General features: G+C 38.0%; 19 protein-coding genes. 4 read left to right on the top strand and 15 right to left on the bottom strand.

What is annotated here, in order from left to right; genetic code table 11:
* Window positions 1-3: 3 nt before the first annotated feature.
* Window positions 4-300, bottom strand: coding sequence for an MmoB/DmpM family protein (locus tag RCG17_RS23915; protein ID WP_308172523.1), 297 nt, complete (start codon window positions 298-300; stop codon window positions 4-6).
* A gap of 18 nt (window positions 301-318) precedes the next feature.
* Window positions 319-1440 (bottom strand): ferritin family protein, encoded by a 1122-nt coding sequence (locus RCG17_RS23910; protein ID WP_308172522.1) that lies wholly within the window; start codon window positions 1438-1440, stop codon window positions 319-321.
* A gap of 634 nt (window positions 1441-2074) precedes the next feature.
* On the opposite strand from RCG17_RS23910, the gene RCG17_RS23905 reads away from it, so the two are divergent.
* The gene (locus RCG17_RS23905) at window positions 2075-2740 is read left to right on the top strand and encodes a hypothetical protein (protein WP_308172521.1); all 666 of its coding nucleotides are present in this window, start codon (window positions 2075-2077) and stop codon (window positions 2738-2740) included.
* A gap of 296 nt (window positions 2741-3036) precedes the next feature.
* On the opposite strand, the gene RCG17_RS23900 is transcribed toward RCG17_RS23905, so the two are convergent.
* The gene (locus RCG17_RS23900; protein ID WP_308172520.1) at window positions 3037-4392 is read right to left on the bottom strand and encodes a hypothetical protein; all 1356 of its coding nucleotides are present in this window, start codon (window positions 4390-4392) and stop codon (window positions 3037-3039) included.
* A 227-nt stretch (window positions 4393-4619) separates the two neighbouring features.
* On the opposite strand from RCG17_RS23900, the gene RCG17_RS23895 reads away from it, so the two are divergent.
* On the top strand, window positions 4620-5633 hold the full coding sequence (locus tag RCG17_RS23895) for an N-acetylmuramoyl-L-alanine amidase family protein (protein WP_308172519.1): 1014 nt from the start codon (window positions 4620-4622) through the stop codon (window positions 5631-5633).
* 197 nt (window positions 5634-5830) lie between these two features.
* Complete coding sequence (locus RCG17_RS23890; protein WP_308172518.1) at window positions 5831-7843, top strand: glycosyltransferase family 39 protein; 2013 nt, start codon at window positions 5831-5833, stop codon at window positions 7841-7843.
* Between the two features lie 221 nt (window positions 7844-8064).
* Here RCG17_RS23890 and RCG17_RS23885 read toward each other — a convergent pair whose 3' ends face one another.
* The 6 genes from RCG17_RS23885 to RCG17_RS23860 all read right to left on the bottom strand — a co-directional run bounded on the left by RCG17_RS23885 (window position 8065) and on the right by RCG17_RS23860 (window position 13997).
* Window positions 8065-9369, bottom strand: a complete 1305-nt coding sequence (locus tag RCG17_RS23885; RefSeq protein WP_308172517.1) for a C40 family peptidase — start codon at window positions 9367-9369, stop codon at window positions 8065-8067.
* A gap of 276 nt (window positions 9370-9645) precedes the next feature.
* A complete protein-coding gene (locus RCG17_RS23880) occupies window positions 9646-11577 on the bottom strand; it encodes an LTA synthase family protein (protein WP_308172516.1) in 1932 nt (643 codons plus the stop codon).
* A 187-nt stretch (window positions 11578-11764) separates the two neighbouring features.
* Window positions 11765-11872 (bottom strand): hypothetical protein, encoded by a 108-nt coding sequence (locus RCG17_RS23875; protein WP_308175936.1) that lies wholly within the window; start codon window positions 11870-11872, stop codon window positions 11765-11767.
* A 341-nt stretch (window positions 11873-12213) separates the two neighbouring features.
* Entirely contained in the window at window positions 12214-12507 is a 294-nt protein-coding gene (locus tag RCG17_RS23870; protein WP_308172515.1) for a type II toxin-antitoxin system RelE family toxin, read from the bottom strand.
* 2 nt (window positions 12508-12509) lie between these two features.
* On the bottom strand, window positions 12510-12779 hold the full coding sequence (locus tag RCG17_RS23865; protein WP_308172514.1) for a hypothetical protein: 270 nt from the start codon (window positions 12777-12779) through the stop codon (window positions 12510-12512).
* A gap of 423 nt (window positions 12780-13202) precedes the next feature.
* Window positions 13203-13997: a hypothetical protein gene (locus RCG17_RS23860; protein ID WP_308172513.1), complete on the bottom strand. Its 795-nt coding sequence runs from the start codon at window positions 13995-13997 to the stop codon at window positions 13203-13205.
* Window positions 13998-14419: 422 nt separating this feature from the next.
* Between RCG17_RS23860 and RCG17_RS23855 the strand changes: the two genes are divergently transcribed.
* A complete protein-coding gene (locus RCG17_RS23855) occupies window positions 14420-15079 on the top strand; it encodes a hypothetical protein (RefSeq protein WP_308172512.1) in 660 nt (219 codons plus the stop codon).
* A 279-nt stretch (window positions 15080-15358) separates the two neighbouring features.
* On the opposite strand, the gene RCG17_RS23850 is transcribed toward RCG17_RS23855, so the two are convergent.
* The 6 genes from RCG17_RS23850 to RCG17_RS23825 form a co-directional block, all read right to left on the bottom strand.
* The gene (locus tag RCG17_RS23850; protein WP_308172511.1) at window positions 15359-16459 is read right to left on the bottom strand and encodes an endonuclease NucS domain-containing protein; all 1101 of its coding nucleotides are present in this window, start codon (window positions 16457-16459) and stop codon (window positions 15359-15361) included.
* A 301-nt stretch (window positions 16460-16760) separates the two neighbouring features.
* Complete coding sequence (locus RCG17_RS23845) at window positions 16761-17120, bottom strand: hypothetical protein (protein ID WP_308172510.1); 360 nt, start codon at window positions 17118-17120, stop codon at window positions 16761-16763.
* Window positions 17121-17175: 55 nt separating this feature from the next.
* The gene (locus tag RCG17_RS23840) at window positions 17176-17646 is read right to left on the bottom strand and encodes a hypothetical protein (RefSeq protein ID WP_308172509.1); all 471 of its coding nucleotides are present in this window, start codon (window positions 17644-17646) and stop codon (window positions 17176-17178) included.
* Between the two features lie 94 nt (window positions 17647-17740).
* On the bottom strand, window positions 17741-18649 hold the full coding sequence (locus tag RCG17_RS23835; protein WP_308172508.1) for a hypothetical protein: 909 nt from the start codon (window positions 18647-18649) through the stop codon (window positions 17741-17743).
* 451 nt (window positions 18650-19100) lie between these two features.
* A complete protein-coding gene (locus tag RCG17_RS23830) occupies window positions 19101-19424 on the bottom strand; it encodes a hypothetical protein (protein ID WP_308172507.1) in 324 nt (107 codons plus the stop codon).
* Between the two features lie 541 nt (window positions 19425-19965).
* Window positions 19966-21339 (bottom strand): putrescine aminotransferase, encoded by a 1374-nt coding sequence (locus RCG17_RS23825; RefSeq protein WP_308172506.1) that lies wholly within the window; start codon window positions 21337-21339, stop codon window positions 19966-19968.
* Window positions 21340-21348 lie beyond the last annotated feature (9 nt).

Here is a 21348-nt window from a genome sequence, read left to right as displayed (position 1 = left end):
TCCTTATTCTGCGTTTTCCCACTCAATTGTTAAATGCTCTTCGTCCCAGTCTGTAATAAAGCCAAAATATGAACTCATGACAAGGTGTAATTGATCCATTTCAAAGTCTGCGCCAAGGTTTTCTTCTACTGTTTCTCGATTTAACACTAGCTTCCCAGGCACTTTTACTTTTTTATAAACGGAAAAGTCTTCGACGATAACCCCTTCGTTATCTTCTTCAATCGCTGCGATGATCGCTGTTGCAACACTGCCGCCACTTGTATCTAAATCGATTCCAACATAGGCTTGTTTTACTGTCATCGTACTCGTTCCCCTCTCTTAGTTAAGTGCAATTTCGTATTGCTTAAATGGTAGTTTGTATTTCTTATAGATTGGAATAATGGCTTCTTCCTCTATCTTTTTCAGTGTCTCTGGAAGATTAATCGATATTCCATGTTTTTCGAATAAAGGTGCTAATGCAAGAACAGCTTCGAATGCCTTCGGATACCATTTATCGATCCATTCTTGAATAATTTCAATGTTAGATAAGGTCTCTTCTGGAGTCTCTCTCGGGTCGCTTAGGATTCTGCCCCAACGATAGTCTCCTTCCCAATCTTCATAGCCTAAGGACTTTAAATAATCCCAGCGGCTTTCTGCTTTATCTTCTGCCAACATTTTGAAAAGAGAAAATGCCCAGTCACGATGCCAATCTAATTGCTTCGCAATCACCAGATTCATTATGGATAAATGTGTATCACCATGTTTAAGTGCTTCCTGGTTAAATTCGCGGTACATCAAATTTCCTAATAGAAGATCTAATGTTAAATTTTCCGCAACAAGAACTTCTGCCCAGTCGCCTGTTACAAGCACCTCTTCAACATAGTGGCGCAATGGCTGGAAGGCTGGTTCATTTAAGAGTACATCTTTTCCATGAGCAAGAAAGTCATCATGATGCTCCTGCATATTTAGTGCCCATTGTGTGATCCACTGTGCTCGTCCTGTTTTATCGTAAGCCTGAAAAGTAGCACACTGCTCAATTGCGGTACCTAAGGCATAACGGAGAACATGCTGCATTTGAACATTTTCACCGTATTCTAAATGACGAATTGGCGTATACAGGTCTCTTAGAGCATCGGCCCATTGCGGTGATAGATTTTGGATCACACCAAGTTCTTGTGCATATGTAAAACCATTTTCCACTTCTTCAGCCATTTTCTTTCTATTATTTACATAAGTTGTATACCAGAACTTTTTTGGGTCACGGAAGGCTTCCCAATCAGAACATTTTAATCGTGTATAACGCGGATCAAAAATTTCATAGTCACGTTCATCAAATTTGTGGCGGTAATGAAAATGCACATATGGCTGTTGCCTTACGGTTACATCTTCATATTCATTTTTTGTTTTATAATCCCACGGCTGATCACGTAGCGTTTTTTTGAACTCAGAATTTGTTGACATTCTTTTTCCTCCTCTTAACAATTCAAAAAAATAAATAGACAGACTATCTGCAACTGCTTCGATTCCACGGGTATTCCAAAGTGAACAATCCTTGGCAATTCAAACAGTAAACAGCCTCTCTTTGGAAAAGAATTTTCGGCATTCTTTTTTATGAAATATTCCTCTTTATCCAGGTTGTAAGCGTATACACATTCTATAATTTTCTGAATATTTAGTATACAGTCGATTCTACTGAACTTTTATGATGTTTTTGGATGAATCGTACCAAAAAATATTATTTTCACTGTTAAAACAGTGAAAAAAGCGATTTAATCCTGTTCGAATTAGTTTGCTTCTGATAACCGATCATTCATAAATAGTAACTTGAAACGATAAAAGCCATACTACTTCAGCACCAGTAACAAAAAGAAGCAGAAACCTTAACAGGTTCCTGCCTCATTTAAAACTACTTCGCGTAACACTCTACATGTGCGGAGTGTATGTTAAAAAAGCATGGATATTTAAATGGTAATAACTTTAATTTGCCTAGATTTTTTAATCTATTTCTTTAAATTCTTAAGGTAAAATTAAGAATTATCCCCAATAATAGTTTCAGTAATCAAAGGTTAAAGCAAAAATAACGAGGAGATAGAATATGAAAAAGAAACAATTACTTGCAGTTTTTATCTCAGCCTTAATGATTTTCGTTATCGCAGGTTGCTCAAATTCAGGAAATTCAAATCAAGCTTCTGCATCCGGCGGTAATGGAAATAGCAGCAATGGTAATGGTAATGGAAATGCTTTTCAAAAGCCGGACGTATTCGGGGAGGTTTCCACAGTTAATGGAAATACCGTTACCTTAAAGCTGATGAAAGTTCCGCAAAATATGGGTCGACGGAATGGGCAAAACGGTCAATATGGAAGAAATAGACAAAACGGCCAAGGTGGGCAAAGCGGTCAAAACACTCAAAATGGTCAAACTGCTCAAAATGGCACAGGGAACGGTACTCCTAGAGGGGGCGGAATGATGAGACAAAAACAATATACCGGTCAGACGCAAACCATTACTGTTCCTAATAATGTTACGATACAATTGATGACATATGGACAAGACGGAATGTCCACAATGAATACGACATTGGATCAAGTAGCGGTTGGCAGCACGATGATGATTTATTACAATACTGATAAGAAAACAATTAAAAGCATTCGGGTTCAAGCACCGAGAACCAATGGCCAAGGCCAAGGAAACGGTATGGGCAGCGGACAAGGCTCTGGACAAGGAAACGGCCAAAGTACCGGTAACGGACAGGGAGTTTAAAATAAGTCAGATTTACTATTTTTTAAAAGCTGTATTCTATTAAAGCGTGCCAGGAACAAAATCCTGGCACTTTTTTAAATAACTATGGGGTCAGTCCCCCGCCCCATTAACGCTTTACTTGAGTGGGGGACTGACTCACTAGTCAGAAAAAATATAAAAAGAAAGAGCTACAGATGCACGAACATCTGTAGCTTTTTACCAATCGATACCCCCTAAATGGATGATAAATTGTAGAGCCACTTCACCATTGGGGACTCACTTTTGTATCCACCTTTTGGGTTATCCTCGTTTCATCCTTACATCATAATAACGGCCACGATCGTTGCAGCAGCTAAACCGACGATAACAGGAAGGAAATTCCGCCTCGTCAGTGCCTCTGGATCCACTCCCGTGACACCGGCAATATCAAGAACTCCCCACGGAACCAAAGTTCCACCACCGCTCCAAACAGAGCCCATTTGACCCAATGCAGCCAGTACGGCAATATTCGCACCGATAGGATGGCCGAGTGCTTGAGCTAATGTACCTACCAGTACGAGACCAGAGAATCCAGATCCATCAAGGCCAGCAATAATTCCTACTAGAACAACAATAATGGCAACAGGGATAGCTGATAAAGGAACATGATGGGCTAGGGCATTTCCAAGATCAAACAAATAACCTGGTGCACCTTTCCCTAGAATCAGCGGTGAAACATCGGGTGATCCCATAAAGAAGAATCCAGCTATTGGAATAACAGGAGCGAAAATTTTGATAGAGAAAATGAAACCTTCCTGGAGATTCTTCATTACGACTTCATAGGCTCTTCTACCATGTTCAATGAGAGCAATAATAGTGAAGAGGAGTAAGCTTACACCACCAATAAGAGCACTTGCATCTCCTCCCCTAAGGGATAAGGTGATGGTTAGAATAATAGAAATAAGGAAAGCAAGAGGAACGACAATAGCCGCAAACTTAGAGGCAAAACTAAACTCGGTCTGACTTTTTTCTTCCACTAATTGATCATTTACAATCAATCCCTTTTTCATATCCCGCCGTAAAAACCAATAAGAAAGAATAAGACTAACTAATCCAGTAACGATTACCAACGGGATACTTGCTTTAATCAGATCCATAATCCCCACTCCGGCTGCGGAGCTTGTGAGCTTCGGAGCACCTTGAATGATGAAATCTCCTGATAACGCGATTCCGTGTCCGAAAAGGTTCATTGCCATGGCGACACCAATAATCGGCAATCCAGCACGTAGAGCAATGGGAATCATCATGGGGCCAACCATCATTGTGGCTGGTGTTGGCCAGACAAAAGCAGAGATGATCCCTTTTATCAAACCCGTTCCCCAAAAGGCACTACCTGGACCTTTAAATAAATTTCGGAATGGTTTTAACACGAGCTGATCGGCTCCAATTTGTTCAAGTAATCTCAGTAATGCAATCATAAGTCCTATAATAATGATAATCCCTAACAATTCTGACGCACTTTGTAGGTTGGCGTTATACACAACCTGAATTCCTTTGACGACATCCTTAGTGAACACCCAACCCATAAGAAAGGTCCCCAAAATACAAAGCGGTATGACACCTCGCCGCATTGCCATCCCTATAATGACCAAAATCACCACAATTAAGAAAATCCAATGAGATGCGGTTAACATAGACTTCCCCCTTCCATAAAGTGATGGAACCGATCACTATATCATATGGTTGGCAGTACTTGTCTAATTCCCAAAAAAGGGGACGGTTCTCTTGTTTCATTTTTACCTTGAAACATTAGAACCGTCCCAAGGTTTCATACCAAGGTTTCAATAGTGATTATATTCTGATAAGGATTTGTCCATATTAGTTCTACAGTTAAAAAATATGGAGGTTACAATGCATACAAATGAAATATGGAAAACTAATTAAGATACTTGTGATTGTTTTTGTATTACCATTCCTCATCATTATTTCTCAAAAATATCAAATTAAAGTAATAAACAGTCAAACTGGATGGAGGATCAATGTTGACGCAAAACAAGCTAAGATTAAATCTCAAATTAAAACTCCCAAACGAATGACTGCAACTAACACAATAAAAGCAATGGTAGAAGTTAATGGTTTAAATGTTCGGAAACAACCCAGTTTATCTAGCTCAGTAATAGGAATATTAAATGCTGGAACAAAAATAACGATCAATGAGGAACAATCTGGTTGGGCGAAAGTTGAAACTTCTTCTGGTGAGATGGGGTGGATTAACACAAATTATATCTCTATAGAAACTGCAACCAACCATAAAACACAACCTGTCAGCGGATCCACAACATCAAATGAGTCTATTCAAAATAATCTAGAGTCTCTTAAAGGGAAAACCATCGTGCTGGACCCTGGTCATGGAGGGAATGATGTTGGGACAACAAGCATTGTTGGAACATATGAAAAAACATTGACCCTTGCTACAGCTCAAGTTGTTGAACAAAAGCTTGAAAAAGCAGGAGCCAATGTGATTATGACTCGGACTAACGATACTTTTATTCCCTTAGAACAACGGGCAGGACTCTCAAATAAAAATCATGCTGATGCTTTCATAAGTTTTCATTACAATTGTTTTAATGCCCCATCCATAAATGGGGTAACTGATTTTTATTATCAAAATTCAAAGGATTCCGCTTTAGCCACTGATCTTTTAAATAAGATTGTTAAAACAACGGGATTAAACAATGATGGAACAAAATTCGATGACCTGGACGTTTTACGAAACAATTCACGACCATGTACACTGATTGAACTCGGCTACCTTTCAAATAAACAAGATGATTCGATTGTAGAAACCTCTGCTTACCGTGACCAAGTGGCTCAAGGAGTTTACCTTGGATTGCTCGATTATTTTTCATCCCAAAAACAAGATAGGTTATCATAATAACATTTTGTATCAGGAACAGTATAAATCCATGTAAATCCTTTAATAATCGGAACAAGACCATCAATGTGTTAAAAACAACCTGAAAATTGAACCTAAAATTCACATTTCGTTCATATTTAGTTCATAGTCCATTAATATACCTTGCGTATGTTTAAATTATTGACGATTTTTAAACAAAGGGGTTCAGAGATTACATGATCGCTGTAAAATCAAAATTCAAGTGGCATTATCTTGTGTTAGCAGCCATTCTATTCTTATCTGTCATTCTTAATTTTTATAAGCTGGGACAGGAGGGAATCGGTAATACTTATTATTCTGCAGCTGTGAAAAGCATGCTCGAGAGTTGGCACAACTTTTTCTTCAATTCTTTTGATCCGAAAGGTTTTATCACCATCGATAAACCGCCGATGGGTTTTTGGTTTCAAACGTTAAGTGCGTATATTTTTGGATTTAAGGGGTGGAGTTTATTTTTTCCTCAGGCGTTGGCAGGTGTATTAGCGGTCGCACTACTGTACCATCTTGTGTCCCGAGTGTTTGGACGTGGTGCCGGCCTCCTGGCTGCTTTGTTTTTGGCCCTTACTCCAATTGTTGTAGCAGCTGACCGAACGAATGAAGTTGATAGTATGCTCATGTTCGTTACCTTAATTGCTACCTGGTCCCTAAGCAAAGCTGTCGGGCAGCATCATTTAAGATGGTTGGTGCTTGCGTTCTTTATCGTCGGGATTGGGTTTAACATTAAGATGATGGAGGCGTTCCTTGTACTGCCGGCCTTTTATCTCTTTTATTTGCTTACCCCACATATACCTTGGACGAAAAAACTGGTTCATTTACTAATCGCATCTATCGTTCTGATGGTTGTTTCGTTATCTTGGTCGGTGATCGTTGATTCGGTGCCTGCAAACGAGCGTCCGTTTGTCGGGAGTACGCAAAATAATTCGGAGGTGACGCTGGCTATTGGGTACAACGGGATCAATCGGCTTGTTGGCCAGCAGCGCGGACAGCAAGGTGATTTCCACATGGGGGCGCAGCAAGGCCAACGATCTGGTAACAGCAACGGAATAAGTGGAACACAGCGCTATAGAGAGAGCAGTGGCTCTTTCACAACGGGAAAACCGATAAACAACAGCACCCCTCCATTTATGAGAAACAATTCTTGGAACGCAGGGAACTTTTTTGCAGGATTTGGACAAACAGGGAATCCGGGCATTTTCAGGTTGTTTACAACGACTGAATTAGATGGCCAACTGAGCTGGCTTTTGCCGGGAGCTTTCATCAGTATCATTGCCCTCTTGTGGGGTACACGTTTTCGGGCACCTCTTGACCGCAAGCGCCAAACGATTGTTTTCTGGACTGTCTGGGTGTTGACCATGTTTGTCTTTTTCAGTATTGCCAAGCGCTTCAGCAGTTACTACATGGTAATGCTGGCTCCAGGCATTGCAGCGCTTTCGGGAGCAGGTTTTAAACAGATGTGGCAGCAATGGTGTGCAAAAGAAAATAAAGGAAGATTGTTTTTACCGCTTGCCTTGGTGTGCACCGTTGTCTTTCAACTTTCGGTCGTATGGAAATACCCGACATTGCGTGATCCGCTTTCGTTTACAATTGGAGTTCTTGGATTGATTACGTTGATTTGTTTGGTGTATGTCAAAAAAATAAATGCTACGGGTAATCGGGGGATTTCCGTCCTTGTATTGCTGACTTGTGTTCTTTCTTTACTTGTGGCTCCAACTGCATGGGCGATGACGCCGATTGAATTTGGCGGGTCAGTGACCAAACCGTTTGCCGGTCCAGAGCTGCAGAAACAGCATGGACGAGACGGGACAACATCCAACCCAAACCTGGAAAACTATTTAATGGCAAATTATCAAAAAGGAACATACCTGGTAGCAACGTTAAACGCTACGTCAGCAGCGCCGATTATTCTTGATACAGGTCTTCCTGTCATGGCAATGGGAGGATTTATGGGTAGTGATTCGGCCATTTCGGTTGAAAAATTGCAAAACCTGGTAAATGAAGGGCAGATCCGTTATTTCCTTCTGCAAGGAAGATCATTTGGCAATCAGCAATCAGATGTGGCGAATTGGATCAAAAATAATTGTATCATCGTACCTGCATCCAAGTGGCAGGGCTCCCAAACAAATTCGAACCAGGGACTAGGCCGAATGGGATTTAGGAACGGTTCAACAACGCTTTATGAATATGTAAAATAGCTTAGTGCAAAGTCATCCTCACCTAAATATCGGTGAGGATTTTGACATTTCTAAAAAAAATTACAAACAACACCACAATTGGTTTGGTACTAAGGAAGAAACCATTCTAAAAAGCAAATGAGCCTGTTAATGTATCCCTTTCTCCTGACGAGTAATCCTTTTTGTGATGAACTCAAAACATGAAAAAAGACCGAAGTTAATGCAACTTGGTCTCCATCATATCATAATATTCTTGCTGCACTTGAGAAATGGGCTGGATTATAATTGGCAATTTTAACGTTTTCTCCCGTTTCAGGTGCTTCTATCCATTGCCCTCCACCAATGTACATTCCTACATGATAGGCGGGGTCACCCATAAAGACTAAATCTCCTGCTTGAACATCATAAGGTGAAACTCTTTTACCGTAATTTTGTTGGTCTGATGCTACTCTTGGAAGATGGATACCCGCACTATGGAGAAATACATATTGCATCAATCCTGAACAGTCAAAACCGCTAGGGCTTGTACCACCCCAAACATAAGGAACACCCAAGAATTGTTCTGCATACGCAATGACTTGATTTGCACTAGCAGATGTACTTGATGAACCAGCGCTAATTGATGAAGATGGCGAACTGGATGTTGGGCTACTTCCCGAAGACGCTTGCGTCTTTTGTTGGGCTTGAGCTTGTTGTTGCGCTATTGCCTGTTGTTGCGCTTGGGCTTGTTGTTGCGCTCTTTGTTGTGCTAATAAAGCCTGCTGTTGTGCCTGTTGTGCTGCCAATTGCTCAGCTTGTTGCTGTGTCTGTTGCTGTGACAATTGAGACTGTTGTTTTGAAAGTTGCCCTTGTTGTTGAGATAATGCGCTTTGTTGTTGCTGTAAAAGGCTTTGGTTTTGTGCTGCAGCTTGTTCCACTTCTTGCTTATTCGCTTCAATCTGCTTCTGTTCCGAAGCCAAATCAGCCTGACTTTTGTTCAAACTGTCCAATTCACTGCTTAATTGGCTTTCTGCATTTTGCAAGGTTTGTTCTTTTTGATTCAACTCATTCATGATGTCCGAATCGCTTTGTAAGATTTCCGATACGGCAGTCGAGCGAGTTAAAAACTCGGACAGGTTTTTAGATGAAAGCAAGACCTCAGCATAGGTGATAATAGGTTGCTGACCTTGAGATTGATAGCTTCGTAGCCTATTGACATAGACCTGTTTACGAGCATCAAGATCTTTTTTATCCTTGGCAATATCCGCCTTCGTTTTTTCGATTTGTGTTTGTTGGTTTTGAATTTGATTGCTGATTTTTTGGCTCTGGCCGATTTCTATGCTGATTTGGTTGTCCATTTTCATAATCTTGGTTTGAAGGTCATCCAACTGGGATTGCGTCTGCGAAATTTGCCCCTGTGTCTGAGAAATCTGTCCTTGGGTTTGGGAAATTTGCCCTTTTGTCTGTGCCACTTGTGAGTCTATTGAACTTGCAAATGTAGGGGTTGCTTGAATCGCAGAGGTTAAAAAAGCAGCCGCTACCGAATATTTTAATGTTTTACCTTTCATGAACAGTTGTCACCTTTTTTCACGTAAAATTTGTTTGGACTAATCTATTTTAATACATAATTGGTGAAAAACGACGAAACTGCGCATATTTTAATATATTCTTAACATTTATGTAGAAGATTCATATAAAAAGCCTAACTCTATATCTATTTTTGTAAAAAAAAGGGATATAATGGACTTCTCTTTAGAATATTCATCTTCACTTATGAAAAAAGCCACAGTATCAAGGACTGTGGTTTGAAAAAGAACATTGGAAATCCAATGTTCTTTTCTGGTTTAAGAAGATGACGACTTTTTCTGTTTCGCTCCTAAATATTGATAATCATTTGGATTGACCGGCTTAAAACCAGACGGAGTATAGAACCGAAGCAGATCCTGGTTGACAACCGAATCCGACATTTGCAATTCTGTTTTTACCTTTTGGTGGATCGTATTGCATGCACTTTGATCTGCAACTAGTGAACCTGTAGTTGGATTATAGCATTTGTCTCCAATTTGCATTAAATTGGATGAAACAAAGTCGCCGTTTCGGAAGGCAACCCAATCACGATGTTGTGGAGATAATAAATCAGATCCAAATTCGATATATTTTTTTGTATCGGCTCCAAGTAGGTGTAAGAGTGTTGGTCGAACGTCAACTTCGCCGCCCAATTGGTGCTGAACGCCACCTTTTACACCAGGGACATGAATAAATAATGGCACCTGCTGGAATAATTTCTCGTCCATTACGGGCGTGATCTTGGGAACGCCTAATACTTTTGCCAAAGCAGGGTCATTTTGTTGAGAAAGTCCATTATGGTCTCCGTAAAGAATAATCACTGACTTATCGTACAACCCATCTTTTTTAAGAGCTGTAAAGAATTGTTGCAATCCTTCGTCCATATAATGAGCAGATTGCATGTATTGGTCTACCGCCCAGTCACCAGTGTTATCTTTCGGGAAATTGGTATCTCCCGAGTCCATTTCAAATGGAAAATGGTTGGACAAGCTAATAAATTTAGCATAAAACGGCTGTTTCAAGCTTTCCAGCATTGGCATGCTTTCTGTGAAAAATGGTTTATCTTTCATCCCGAAATTCTTGATGTTCGGTGCAACCAAATCATAATAAGATGCATCAAAAAACTGCTCATATCCCAATGCCTTATACATCACATTCCGATTCCAGAACGTCATGTAGTTCCCATGGAAAACAGCTGAATGATAACCTTGTTGATCTAAAATTGCAGGTGTCGCTTGATAGGTGTTTTGCGCTTTACTGATAAACACTGAGCCTTGCGGCATTGGGTAAAGCGAGTTTTCCATTAAGAACTCGGCATCAGAAGTTTTTCCTTGACCGGTTTGATGGTAGAAATTATCGAAATAAAATGTATTTCCATCATGTGCCAACGAATCCAAAAATGGTGTGACAAGCTGTCCGTCAGGCATTTTCAAATCAATCATGAAATTTGAAAATGACTCCATTGAAACATAGATAACGTTCATACCTTTGGCTTTCCCGAAGTATGCTGGATTAGCAGGAGTGTAGTTGGCATTTTGGTAGTTTTCAACGGTTGTCAAATTGCCGCCGGAGGCAAACGCATGTTGAGCTGATATATCGATATTCTGAATGATATCATAGATGGTAAAATTGTATTCACCCAAATATTTCACCAAATAACCCCGGTCAAAATTGAGACTCAATAGGTTTGGTCGATCATTCTCTGCAAGTCCTAAATTTATCAAAAAGACAAGGATCGCTAAAACAAACGAAAATTGAAACATTCTATGCGATTTTAATATCACCTGGCGGTACAGAGTAAAAGCAAGGACGATCATGATGATCGTGTCAGAAAAATAAAGAATATCGTAAATATGCATTAAACTTGTGATACTCGTCCCCAATTGTCCGCCATTGGAACCTAACTGGAGCAAAACTGGAACCGTAATAAAATCGTTGAAGAATCGATAATAAACGATATTCGCATACAACCAAAAGGATAGGATGAACCCGATTCCAATTAATACAACCCTAAAATACTTTTTGGAAAGAAAGGCAAATCCCAAAAAGAAAAGAGCAGAACTCAAAGGATTGATAAAAAAAAGAAATTTTTGCATATTGTTGTCTTCAGTAATTTTAAAATTCAAACGATATGCAATGTATGTTTTTATCCAGAACAACACGACAGAAATAACAAAAAAAACTAAATGATGACGGGCAATTTTCTTCATTTTTTTCTCCTTTCATACAAATCATTACTATAACAGAAAGATATGAAAAAAAAATGAACAGACGAAATAAACTAAAAAGCCGAAATGCCAACTTGGAACAATGAGCAAGTAAAAACCTTTTTTGCGGAGAAAGCAACATCTTCTTCGTATTACAATGGAAGGATGTTGATCTTGATAATCTAGTACCCTATATGCAACAATCTTTACTGGAAGTAAAAAAGGTTGGATTCATATTTAAAGATTCAGCAATTAATGGGGCACGTACATGCCCTACAGGTAGGCCCAAAAATTTCATGGCTTCTTTTAACGGACCTGGGTGTGGTTCCGCAAAAAGCGCTTTCATTAATGGCTGTTATTCACGATACTTCATGATAGCTTCGTTGACCTTCCCATCTCTTATCTGGTAGAATCATGGTGCATAGAAAAAAGTCATTATGAAGATGACTTTTTAATTGTTTAAGTATTTATTTCTGTAATTTTCTTAAATACTGAAAAAAAATCATCTGAAGAGATACTGCCAAGATATTTATGGAATCTTGTCTTATCTATTCGATGCTTTTACGGTGTCAGGCACTGACATCTACATGTCCATGCTAGATATAAAAATGTCGTTTGTATTATTTAACCGAGTATATATTATTTATTTTTCCAATAAACATTTTCCCGCTTATGTTTTATGCCATCAATCCAAACTACAGCTGCTTCTTGATCAACTTCAAATACGAGCATAACCATAAAAAGCCCAAGCCTGACCCAGTAACCTTCCAACATACCATTAGGAATTTTTTTTGCTGTAAGAGTAGGCGCAAAAGATAACCGATTATACGAATCCAAATAAATTCTTTCCTTTACATCTGCCGGGTATGCAAGGATGTTACTCAATTCGTTTAGTGCAGTTTGTGACCAAAAAACATTATATTCCTTCTCCATACTTAAGACTCCTCGAAACTTTTTCGAAGATACTCAAGCCCTTGTTCTTTGGAGTATATCCGTCCATTCCTGCGGTCCTCACGACTTTTTTGAACCTGACGTATAAGTGCTTCATCTTTTGCAAGATGTTCAACTTCCATCTTATTAAGTTCTTCTTTTTCCCGTTTTATATTTAAGTATTCGATAAAATCATACACCTCAAGAGCATCTTGTTCAGGAATTTGATCAATCATTCGCTTTAATTCTTCGCGATCTACACTCAAACCTTTCACCGCCTTGTGGTCTGTTTTCTCACTTCATTATATCATACCATTGACTAATGCAATTTATCTTTAATGGGCCTACTAAACCATACAAACACTCTTCACATGTTATTTGCACAAAAAAAGAATCTCGGTATTTTACTGCAGATTATAATTAACATGTAATTCCAATTTACAACAAAAAAGCTGCTAATAACCTTAGCAACTTGATATCATTATTTCGTAATTTGGCGGGACCGCCTGGGAAACGAACCCAGCAATTGACCTAAGTACCTGACACCACATAAAGACAAATATGTAGAAATGTCCTCCTTTTATGGTGTCAGGGGCCGATATCCCTGAAACTATGGGGGCAGTCCCCCGCCCCATTAACACTTTACTTGAGTGGGGGACTGACCCCCTGGCTTTAAATCGATACTACGGGTCTAAATTTTATTGAAAAGAAGTAAAGGAAACATATTTTTCTTTAGGAAGGCGTTTTCCAGTTTCAGCATCTGTACAATGTGCTTCTTCCATTTCTACTGAACTAATTCCTTCCCATGAGTTATGCATCAATCTAACTCCGAAAATTTTGCTGATATGGAAAAGTTCACCCTCATCTGCTATTTTCAATGGAGTTATTTGTCTGATTGTCATTCCTCCACCAGTTTTCATACCCGTTTTTATTAAATTTCTTAACTGTGAGTAATGGCCTCGACCGTTTACGATAAAAGGTGATGTTAATTCATCGTCTTCTAATTCAAATACTTGCGGAAAGGAGTCCGTGACTACAGTTATAATCTTTATCCCATCCATCGATTTGATCTTATCTAGTAATTGAGTACATTTCTTTTCCATTTCTAAATATTCCTTGTCACTTTCATCTAAAAACCATTCTGATCCTTCTTCATAAAGTTTCTTAACAGGCATATCTCTTACAAGGTCCTGTAATTCATATTCAACTTCCCAAACTATATAATCATCTAACTCCCGAATTTGTGATAAATATCTAACCATATCGTCAATGACTTCTTCATCCTCACCCAAACACCCTATGTCACTTCTTGCGATGATGTGGGAGCACTCTCGGAACCTATGATCGTCTAAATACACCGATTTTACTACTTCTCCAACAACAGACCATATGAACTCTCTTGTTATCTCTTCAAACTCTTTTTTGTAGCAGTTATGGAAAAATCCACATCCGCTCATAAAAGATGGTTCTTTTTCTCCATTGTATTCATCCAATAAATAACCTAATTTATCATAATCATCTGGATTAAATCTCTCTCCAGTGGCGTATGTTTCTCCACTATGATCCCAATTTGGATCATTCGAATAATCGATATCATACTTTTCACCATATACTATAATTGACCTGATTAAATATATATAGAAACTTTGAATTACCTATCCTACTTCTAAAATAAGTACATATGAGTTAGTGTGATTCATTTTCCCTCTAACTTTTTGAGAGTTACATCGTTTTACAGTCCCCGTCCTATCAACATTTTTTTCCAAAGTTATCAAGCAATGCACGCACTTGGTGATAACTTTAATTCTAGATTTTTTAATTATTTCTATTAAATTCTTAAGGTAAAATTAAAAATTATCCCCAATAATAGTTTCAGTAATGAAAGGTTAAAGCAAAAATAATGAGGAGATAGAATATGAAAAAGAAACAATTACTTGCAGTTTTTATCTCAGCTTTAATGATTTTCGTTATCGCAGGTTGCTCAAATTCAGGAAATTCAAATCAAGCTTCTGCATCCGGCGGAAATAGCAGCAATGGAAATGGTAATGGAAATGCTTTTCAAAAGCCTGACGTATTTGGGGAGGTTTCCACAGTTAATGAAAATACTGTTACCTTAAAGCTGATGAAAGTTCCGCAAAATATGGGTCGACGGAATGGGCAAAAAGGTCAATATGGAATAAATAGACAAAATGGCCAAAGTGGACAAAGCGGTCAAAACTCTCAAAATGGACAAACTGCACAAAATGGCACTGGGAATGGTGCTCCTAGAGGGGGCGGTATGATGAGACAAAGACAATATACCGGTCAGACGCAAACCATCACTGTTCCTAATAATGTTACGATACAAATGATGACATATGGACAAGACGGAATGGCCACAATGAATACGACATTGGATCAAGTAGCGGTTGGCAGCACGATGATGATTTATTACGATACTGATAAAAAAACAATTAAAAGCATTCGGGTTCAAGCACCGAGAACCAACGGCCAAGGCCAAGCAAACGGTATGGGTAGCGGACAAGGCTCTGGACAAGGAAACGGCCAAAGTACCTGCAACGGACAGGGAGTTTAAAATAAATCAGATTTAATAGTTTTTAATGCTGTACTCTATAAAAGAGCGCCAGGAACAATCCTTAAAGGAATCCTGGCGCTTTTTTATTCACTTTTCAAGAACTGATGAACAATTAAAAAGTTGTTAAGATGCTTAAAGCTCACTAACCCGAATGTAAGGAGTGGGGGACCCCGATGTTCCCTTAAAATAGATCCTCCCTCACATCCCAGTTGAAAATTGCCTACTTTAATTTTTCATGATTATACATTCGTTAAGTGCTAGATTCATGCTTCTCAAACCTTATTTAGAATTGTCTCTATTATTGTCTTGTTCAATTCCAAAAAACTTAGAAACCTTGTCAATTGTATATTGACTTCTCAATTTATATGCACTATTTTGATTTGCTTTTAAACCTTTTTCCCAGTATGCTTGCTCTTTTGGAACGTATTTAATCCACTCAACTTTTACAACATGCTCACATTTTTCAAGATCATCTAAATCATGAAGCATATTAGGTGCTACCATCTGTAATTCTGCTATATTTTTTTCTTCACCTTCAATAGTAAACATAACATCTTTAATTGGTTTTGCAGTTTCAACTACTGTTCCAATTGCCACATAGCCACTCTTAGGAATCATACAGAAAACCCTCGCACCTACAAATAATTGTTCTAAAGTTTTGCTGTACCAGCGGCCATTCCCTGCAGAAACAAACCCATATTCGATAGCATCTTGCCAATTTCTATTTTGGTTTTCTTCAAAATTAACAACAAAATCTTGATTGTTCCACTTTTCTTTCTTACTTACAACCTTTGTATTACTAGACTTCTCTTCAACAATATTTGGGTCAATTAACCAACTTCTAGTGATAAATTGATGGTCACCTTCTTTAAAATAGCGAAAAAACACAGCATTTATTGGTACATCAAAATTAATTGATAGATAATTGATTAATCTTTCTGTTTCACCATCTAGTTGTGAAGATACAATCATAATTTGGTGTGAATCATTTAGTTTCTCTGGTAGAGCATTTTCAAATTTGTCAGCAAATGCTTTCTCTAAAGGGACATTATTTTTCTCTTCATATATTTTTAATATTTGATCATATGACAAATTCTGTACCCATGAGGCATAGTCCAATGCCTGAGCTACCACATCTCTAGGAGTTCGATTTTTCTTTAGTTCAATTATAGAAAGATTCCCATCCTCATCCATCGCTAACATGTCAATATACTTTCCGTAATCAGTTTGGATTTGTCTTCCAATTAGTAAAAGGTCTTCTGAAATAATAGATATATCTTTCACCAAGATATCTTCTAACTTTTTTTCTGATTCAATAGAAGAAAATGATACCTTTTTTATTTCATCATTTACTTTCCAAATTCCAACTTCTATAGGCAAGATAGTCCCCCCTGCTTTTCAATTTTTATTTAGTTTATATTATTAAGCATTCATTAACATGATTTGAAAGTATTTTTCAATCATTCGTATTTTGTTTGGCGTCAGTCACCGCAAAAAGACAAATTATTTGATTTGTTATTATAGGAAGGACAGTGTTCTTAGAATGCTCCTAATAAAGTATACAGATGGATTCTTAATATATCTGCTTACTTTATTGGGAGCATATAATATTGTTGCTATTGGGGTCAAGCCCCGACGGATTAAAGCTTTACTCAAGTGGGGAAAAGACCTCATAAACTTGTTATTCTGGTATGTTGAATTCACCTGATTTGATTCTCTTTAGCAAATTTTCCGCTTTATTTGCAGCATCTGGAAAATCCCTTCTTAGTCTTTCAGAAACGGCAGCTGTCTCCAATGCTTCTACTATTCTACCAGATTCGATGATTCGGAACAGACAATTGACCCTAGTTCTTGTACCTCCTTCATCTTTATCAAAAGCTTGACCGTTATTATAAAGTTCCTCAATTAATTTTGTTTTTTTATTGGGATCGCACAGTTCATCAATTCTTAATAAGAAAGATTCCATAAAAAGGGCAACAAACCAAAGTCCAGCAGAGCGATATGAATTTATAAATTGTTTTTGTGTAATTTGTTTCTTCATAAATGTCACCTAAACCCTTTCATAAAACTGATTCGCTGAAGATTTTAAAAATCCACTAAACACCTTGCCCTACAATTTCCTCCAACCCAATCGCCACATCCGTAATCATATTTTGAGCTTCATCAAGCATCCCGTTATAGAGACACATGAGAGGTTTGATTATGTATTGATTGACTTTTTCTTGGTTGTTTAAAATATCAATTGGGAGGAAGTAAGTTATTGTGGAAACTCCAGTGTCTGCAAAAACAGTTCTACAAATCTTTCCATCTATCGTTTTTTCATCTTCTTTGTCATCTGTCCATCCTGAATTATATAGATCATTACTTTTACCCAATTTATGGTTCTTGGATTCCAAAAGCCCACATGTTAAAAATGGAATAGTATTCTCTAAACCATTCATACTTCCATCAAATAAAATATTGATCCCTATCCCCTTATTCTGATTTTGACCCTTAGCAAACACTCTCTGTAAAAAGTATGGTAGCCAATAATCCTGATAGCGAAAATGTGCTGAACGATCCCACATAACGCTACCACCGCTAACCGCTTTAAACTCTTGTTCCCCATCATGTCATTAATCACAATCATTAATTTGCTGGTTTCTTGGCAGATAGTTTTCATCATGTCATATATTTCTTTAATATCTTTTCCGATTGCCATCCATTATTCCTCCATCCAAAAATAGTTTTCGAGATTTTTAAGCTTACTTGCTTCAATCCGCAAAAAAGGAGTTCTTCTCGCTTTACAGGTTCTTCCCAGAAATAATATTTCTGTGCTAAAATTTTTCTTTCTGGTTTGGTGAATCCATAAAATGGTACCAAGCCCTTCCTTTCCATCAATGCCTTCAAATCTGTTAGCAAATATCTCATTGTGGGAGCATTTTGCCAGGTTTCTCTTGAATTTACTTCGTCTATTACAACAATGATGCTCATCCAATTAATCCAATAGAAATGATGAGAATTTTGATTAAAGTACTGTTTTTTCTCTAATACTTTAAAAGTTTCCTCGATGTCGTGTCTTGGGGAAGCATAATGGGCCGTTAAGAAAAACAGATATCTGTTCCCTTCCGACTGAATGTATTTACTTCTTAACAAGGGATCACCGATAAAAATTTTTCCATCCTGAATTTCCTTAAATAATTCGGCGAGTTGGTCCCCATCTAAATGATCCAATGGTTTATTTTCTTTATCAATAGAACCTTCTCCTCGAAATGCATTACTTTTTCCAGAATGGTATTTTGCTTCAATTACTATAGATATTGTGGATTTATCTTTTTTTGTTAGGATGATTAGGACATCAGGTTCTCTGTTTAGATAGGTCGTTCTTGGCCAAAAAACATAATCCGCTTCCACAATATCTTCAAGAAAATCAGGCGGTGCATTGTCCATAAATCTTGTTGCCTTTTTCAAAAATGGAATGAGTCCGTTGCCTACATCAAGGTACTTGAAAGTAGAAAATACATCTGAGGTCAGCAAATCTTCCATGTGCTCATAAGAAGAAAGCTTTCCATGAACTTCTGCAATTGTCATGATAAGACCACCAATGCAATTTAATATGATTGAATGAATTAATTGAATTCTGATACGGGCTGTGGGGCTATGGGGGTCAGTCCCCCGCCCCATTATCGCTTTACTTGAGTGGGAGACTGAGTCCCATAACACGAAAAAAGCATCGCTACCCAAGTATTAAATAGTTTTCAATTTTCAGGGTTTTAATATAAAATTTTTAAGATAATACTATATTCAAGTACATTCATTTTAAAAAGGAACTATAACGGGTTCTTTTGATGGGGAGATTTAAAAAAAAGAAAGAAAATAGCACTCGTTTCAACAAACATTTTATAGTTTTAAATAGTAAAGAGAAGACACAGAAATATCTGTGTCTTTTTGACCATATTGTATCCGTATCACGTAGTAGACCTTTTCGTAAAAAGATGAACGAAATGCATTTTGTTTTTTAAACATTTCTTTGTTCAAATTATTACTTTTCGTATGTAATGATAAATGAGCCAAGTACGCTTTTCACTTGCTTGACCTTCAGTATTACTTTATCCCCTTTTTTAACATTAGGATTATCAGTTGATACGAAATTCAAATGTTTACCAGCTTCAATATTGTAGCCAAAAGCACTATTAGGTACAATCTTGCTTACTTCAACTGATACAGTCTTTCCCTCCATGTTATCTCCTTTATTCAGAGCGGTTTCAAACTGTTTAGTTGTGTAGTCTGGTTTAACAGTTCCACAGCCAGCTAATACTAATGTAAGTATCAAAAAAGAGCTTAATAATACAACTAGTTTCTTCATTTTCATCGTCCCCCTTAGACAAGAAAATTATAGCACCTCATATTCCAAAATAATACAAATATTTTACAAAAAACGACATAAAAATAACATCCTAAATCGCAACATTGCTTGAAAATAAACATTGTATAATGATTATTTTATTGCTAAAAATTATACAATTTTTAGCAAAATCCCATTACAAATAGCTTTATGTCAGCAAAAGTAGGCTGTCAATAAATACTAAATGTTCTGCGATTTTAACTGCTATTTGGGTAAAACTCCCCCTGAAGAATGTAAACGTTCAGATTACTCCTGCTGAAAAATATCGAAAAGAAAAACTATGAATTGTTTTAAAAACCAAAAGACACCTTCTCGTAAAAGTGGAAGGTGTAAAATCTCGTAATTGTATTTGGCAATATAAAATCCTAAATAAATCGGTAGTTTCTTTCATAAATGTAAAAGAGCCAAAATACGCAAGCATTTAAAAAACTTGCATATTTTAGGCTCTTTAATTTTATTTCAAATTCCATTTAATAGTAAAAAGCAATATCGAAAGATGACCTTAAGCTTTCACATGTTCCAATACTTCTTTAAAAGTGCTAACTACTTTATCAACCTCTTCATAACTGATGTTCAGCGCAGGCTCAATGCGGATTGTTTTTGAATTAATCAGTGTCCCTGCTACAAGAATGCCGCGGTCGAACATCCCTTTTGACACCTCATAGCCAAGTTCATCCTCATGGAATTCAATGCCAATCATTAAGCCTTTGCCGCGGATTTCCTGAACTTTATCTTCGTGTTCCTTTGCAGCCTCTTTCAACTCATTAAGGAAATATTCACCAACTACAGCGGCCCGTTCCGGTAGATTTTCTTCTATTAAGATACCGATTGTGGCGATCGCTGCAGCGCAGGCCAGCGGATTGCCGCCGAAAGTGGTCGTATGCATAAACGGATTCGGAAACCAACTCTTAAATACTTCTTCCTTCGCTACAACAGCACCTGCCGGCATCACACCGCCGCCAAATGCTTTTGCGAGGCAGAGGATATCCGGAACGACATCATACAATTCAGCTGCAAACATTTTTCCAGTACGGCCCATCCCAGTTTGCACTTCATCAAAAATCAGCAAGGCGCCGAATTGATCACAAAGATCACGCACTTCTTTTAAATAATTGTTCGGCGGAAGGATAATTCCTCCCTCTCCTTGAATTGGCTCAAGAATAACAGCAGCAACATCTTCACCCACAAGGGCACAGGTTTCAAACGTTTTGCGCATCATCTCAATATCGCCAAATGGCACATGGCGGAAGCCCGGAATGAGTGGCAGGAATGGTTTGCGGAACATTCCCTTCGCCGTTCCCGACAACGAGCCAAGGCTTTTTCCGTGGAACGCACGGGTAGTCGAAATAAATGTTGTCCGCTCACTGTACATTTTTGCAAGCTTCAAGGCTGCTTCCACACTTTCCGTACCGCTGTTCGTGAAAAAAGCATATTTCAAATCTCCAGGCGTGATGTCAGCTAAAATCTTTGCAAGCATCGCCCTTAATGGGTCAAGCAAATCCTGGCTGTGAAGAGCCTGGTGCTTTAACTGATCAGTTACAGCCTTTACTACCTTTGGATGGCGGTGGCCGACGTTATAAATCCCGAAGCCTCCTAAACAATCAATATATTCTTTGCCGTTTACATCTTTAAAGCAGGTGCCACTATCGGACCATTCAACCGCTGCAAATTGACCATCCTTTGTAACAGTTTTGCGATAGGATAAGAATCCCGGATTTACGTTCTCACGGAAGCCGTCAACCGTTTCCTTGGTAATCCAGGCAGCATCCTCTGCCGTAATTTCCTCTTTTTCTATTAAGCTTAAAACCTTGTTAATGTATTCGGTCACACTCTTCTTTTGCTCATTCTTTTTATTTTGTGTTAAATCAATACTCATTTTGATTGT

The organism is Neobacillus sp. PS3-12, assembly GCF_030915385.1.
Taxonomy (GTDB): domain Bacteria; phylum Bacillota; class Bacilli; order Bacillales; family Cytobacillaceae; genus JAEVLT01.
The sequence above is the reverse complement of the archived record's forward strand: the minus strand, read 5'-3'. Positions and strand labels throughout refer to the sequence as shown.

Coding starts and splice junctions, on each gene's coding strand:
- RCG17_RS23915 (WP_308172523.1), bottom strand. CDS start 300: ATGACAGTAAAACAAGCCTATGTTGGAATCGATTTAGATACAAGTGGC.
- RCG17_RS23835 (WP_308172508.1), bottom strand. CDS start 18,649: ATGACAATTGCAGAAGTTCATGGAAAGCTTTCTTCTTATGAGCACATG.
- RCG17_RS23855 (WP_308172512.1), top strand. CDS start 14,420: ATGAAAAAGAAACAATTACTTGCAGTTTTTATCTCAGCTTTAATGATT.
- RCG17_RS23900 (WP_308172520.1), bottom strand. CDS start 4,392: ATGTTAACCGCATCTCATTGGATTTTCTTAATTGTGGTGATTTTGGTC.
- RCG17_RS23875 (WP_308175936.1), bottom strand. CDS start 11,872: ATGAAATTTTTGGGCCTACCTGTAGGGCATGTACGTGCCCCATTAATT.
- RCG17_RS23905 (WP_308172521.1), top strand. CDS start 2,075: ATGAAAAAGAAACAATTACTTGCAGTTTTTATCTCAGCCTTAATGATT.
- RCG17_RS23885 (WP_308172517.1), bottom strand. CDS start 9,369: ATGAAAGGTAAAACATTAAAATATTCGGTAGCGGCTGCTTTTTTAACC.
- RCG17_RS23890 (WP_308172518.1), top strand. CDS start 5,831: ATGATCGCTGTAAAATCAAAATTCAAGTGGCATTATCTTGTGTTAGCA.
- RCG17_RS23910 (WP_308172522.1), bottom strand. CDS start 1,440: ATGTCAACAAATTCTGAGTTCAAAAAAACGCTACGTGATCAGCCGTGG.
- RCG17_RS23830 (WP_308172507.1), bottom strand. CDS start 19,424: ATGAAGAAACTAGTTGTATTATTAAGCTCTTTTTTGATACTTACATTA.
- RCG17_RS23895 (WP_308172519.1), top strand. CDS start 4,620: ATGAAATATGGAAAACTAATTAAGATACTTGTGATTGTTTTTGTATTA.
- RCG17_RS23840 (WP_308172509.1), bottom strand. CDS start 17,646: ATGTGGGATCGTTCAGCACATTTTCGCTATCAGGATTATTGGCTACCA.
- RCG17_RS23825 (WP_308172506.1), bottom strand. CDS start 21,339: ATGAGTATTGATTTAACACAAAATAAAAAGAATGAGCAAAAGAAGAGT.
- RCG17_RS23870 (WP_308172515.1), bottom strand. CDS start 12,507: ATGGAGAAGGAATATAATGTTTTTTGGTCACAAACTGCACTAAACGAA.
- RCG17_RS23880 (WP_308172516.1), bottom strand. CDS start 11,577: ATGAAGAAAATTGCCCGTCATCATTTAGTTTTTTTTGTTATTTCTGTC.
- RCG17_RS23845 (WP_308172510.1), bottom strand. CDS start 17,120: ATGAAGAAACAAATTACACAAAAACAATTTATAAATTCATATCGCTCT.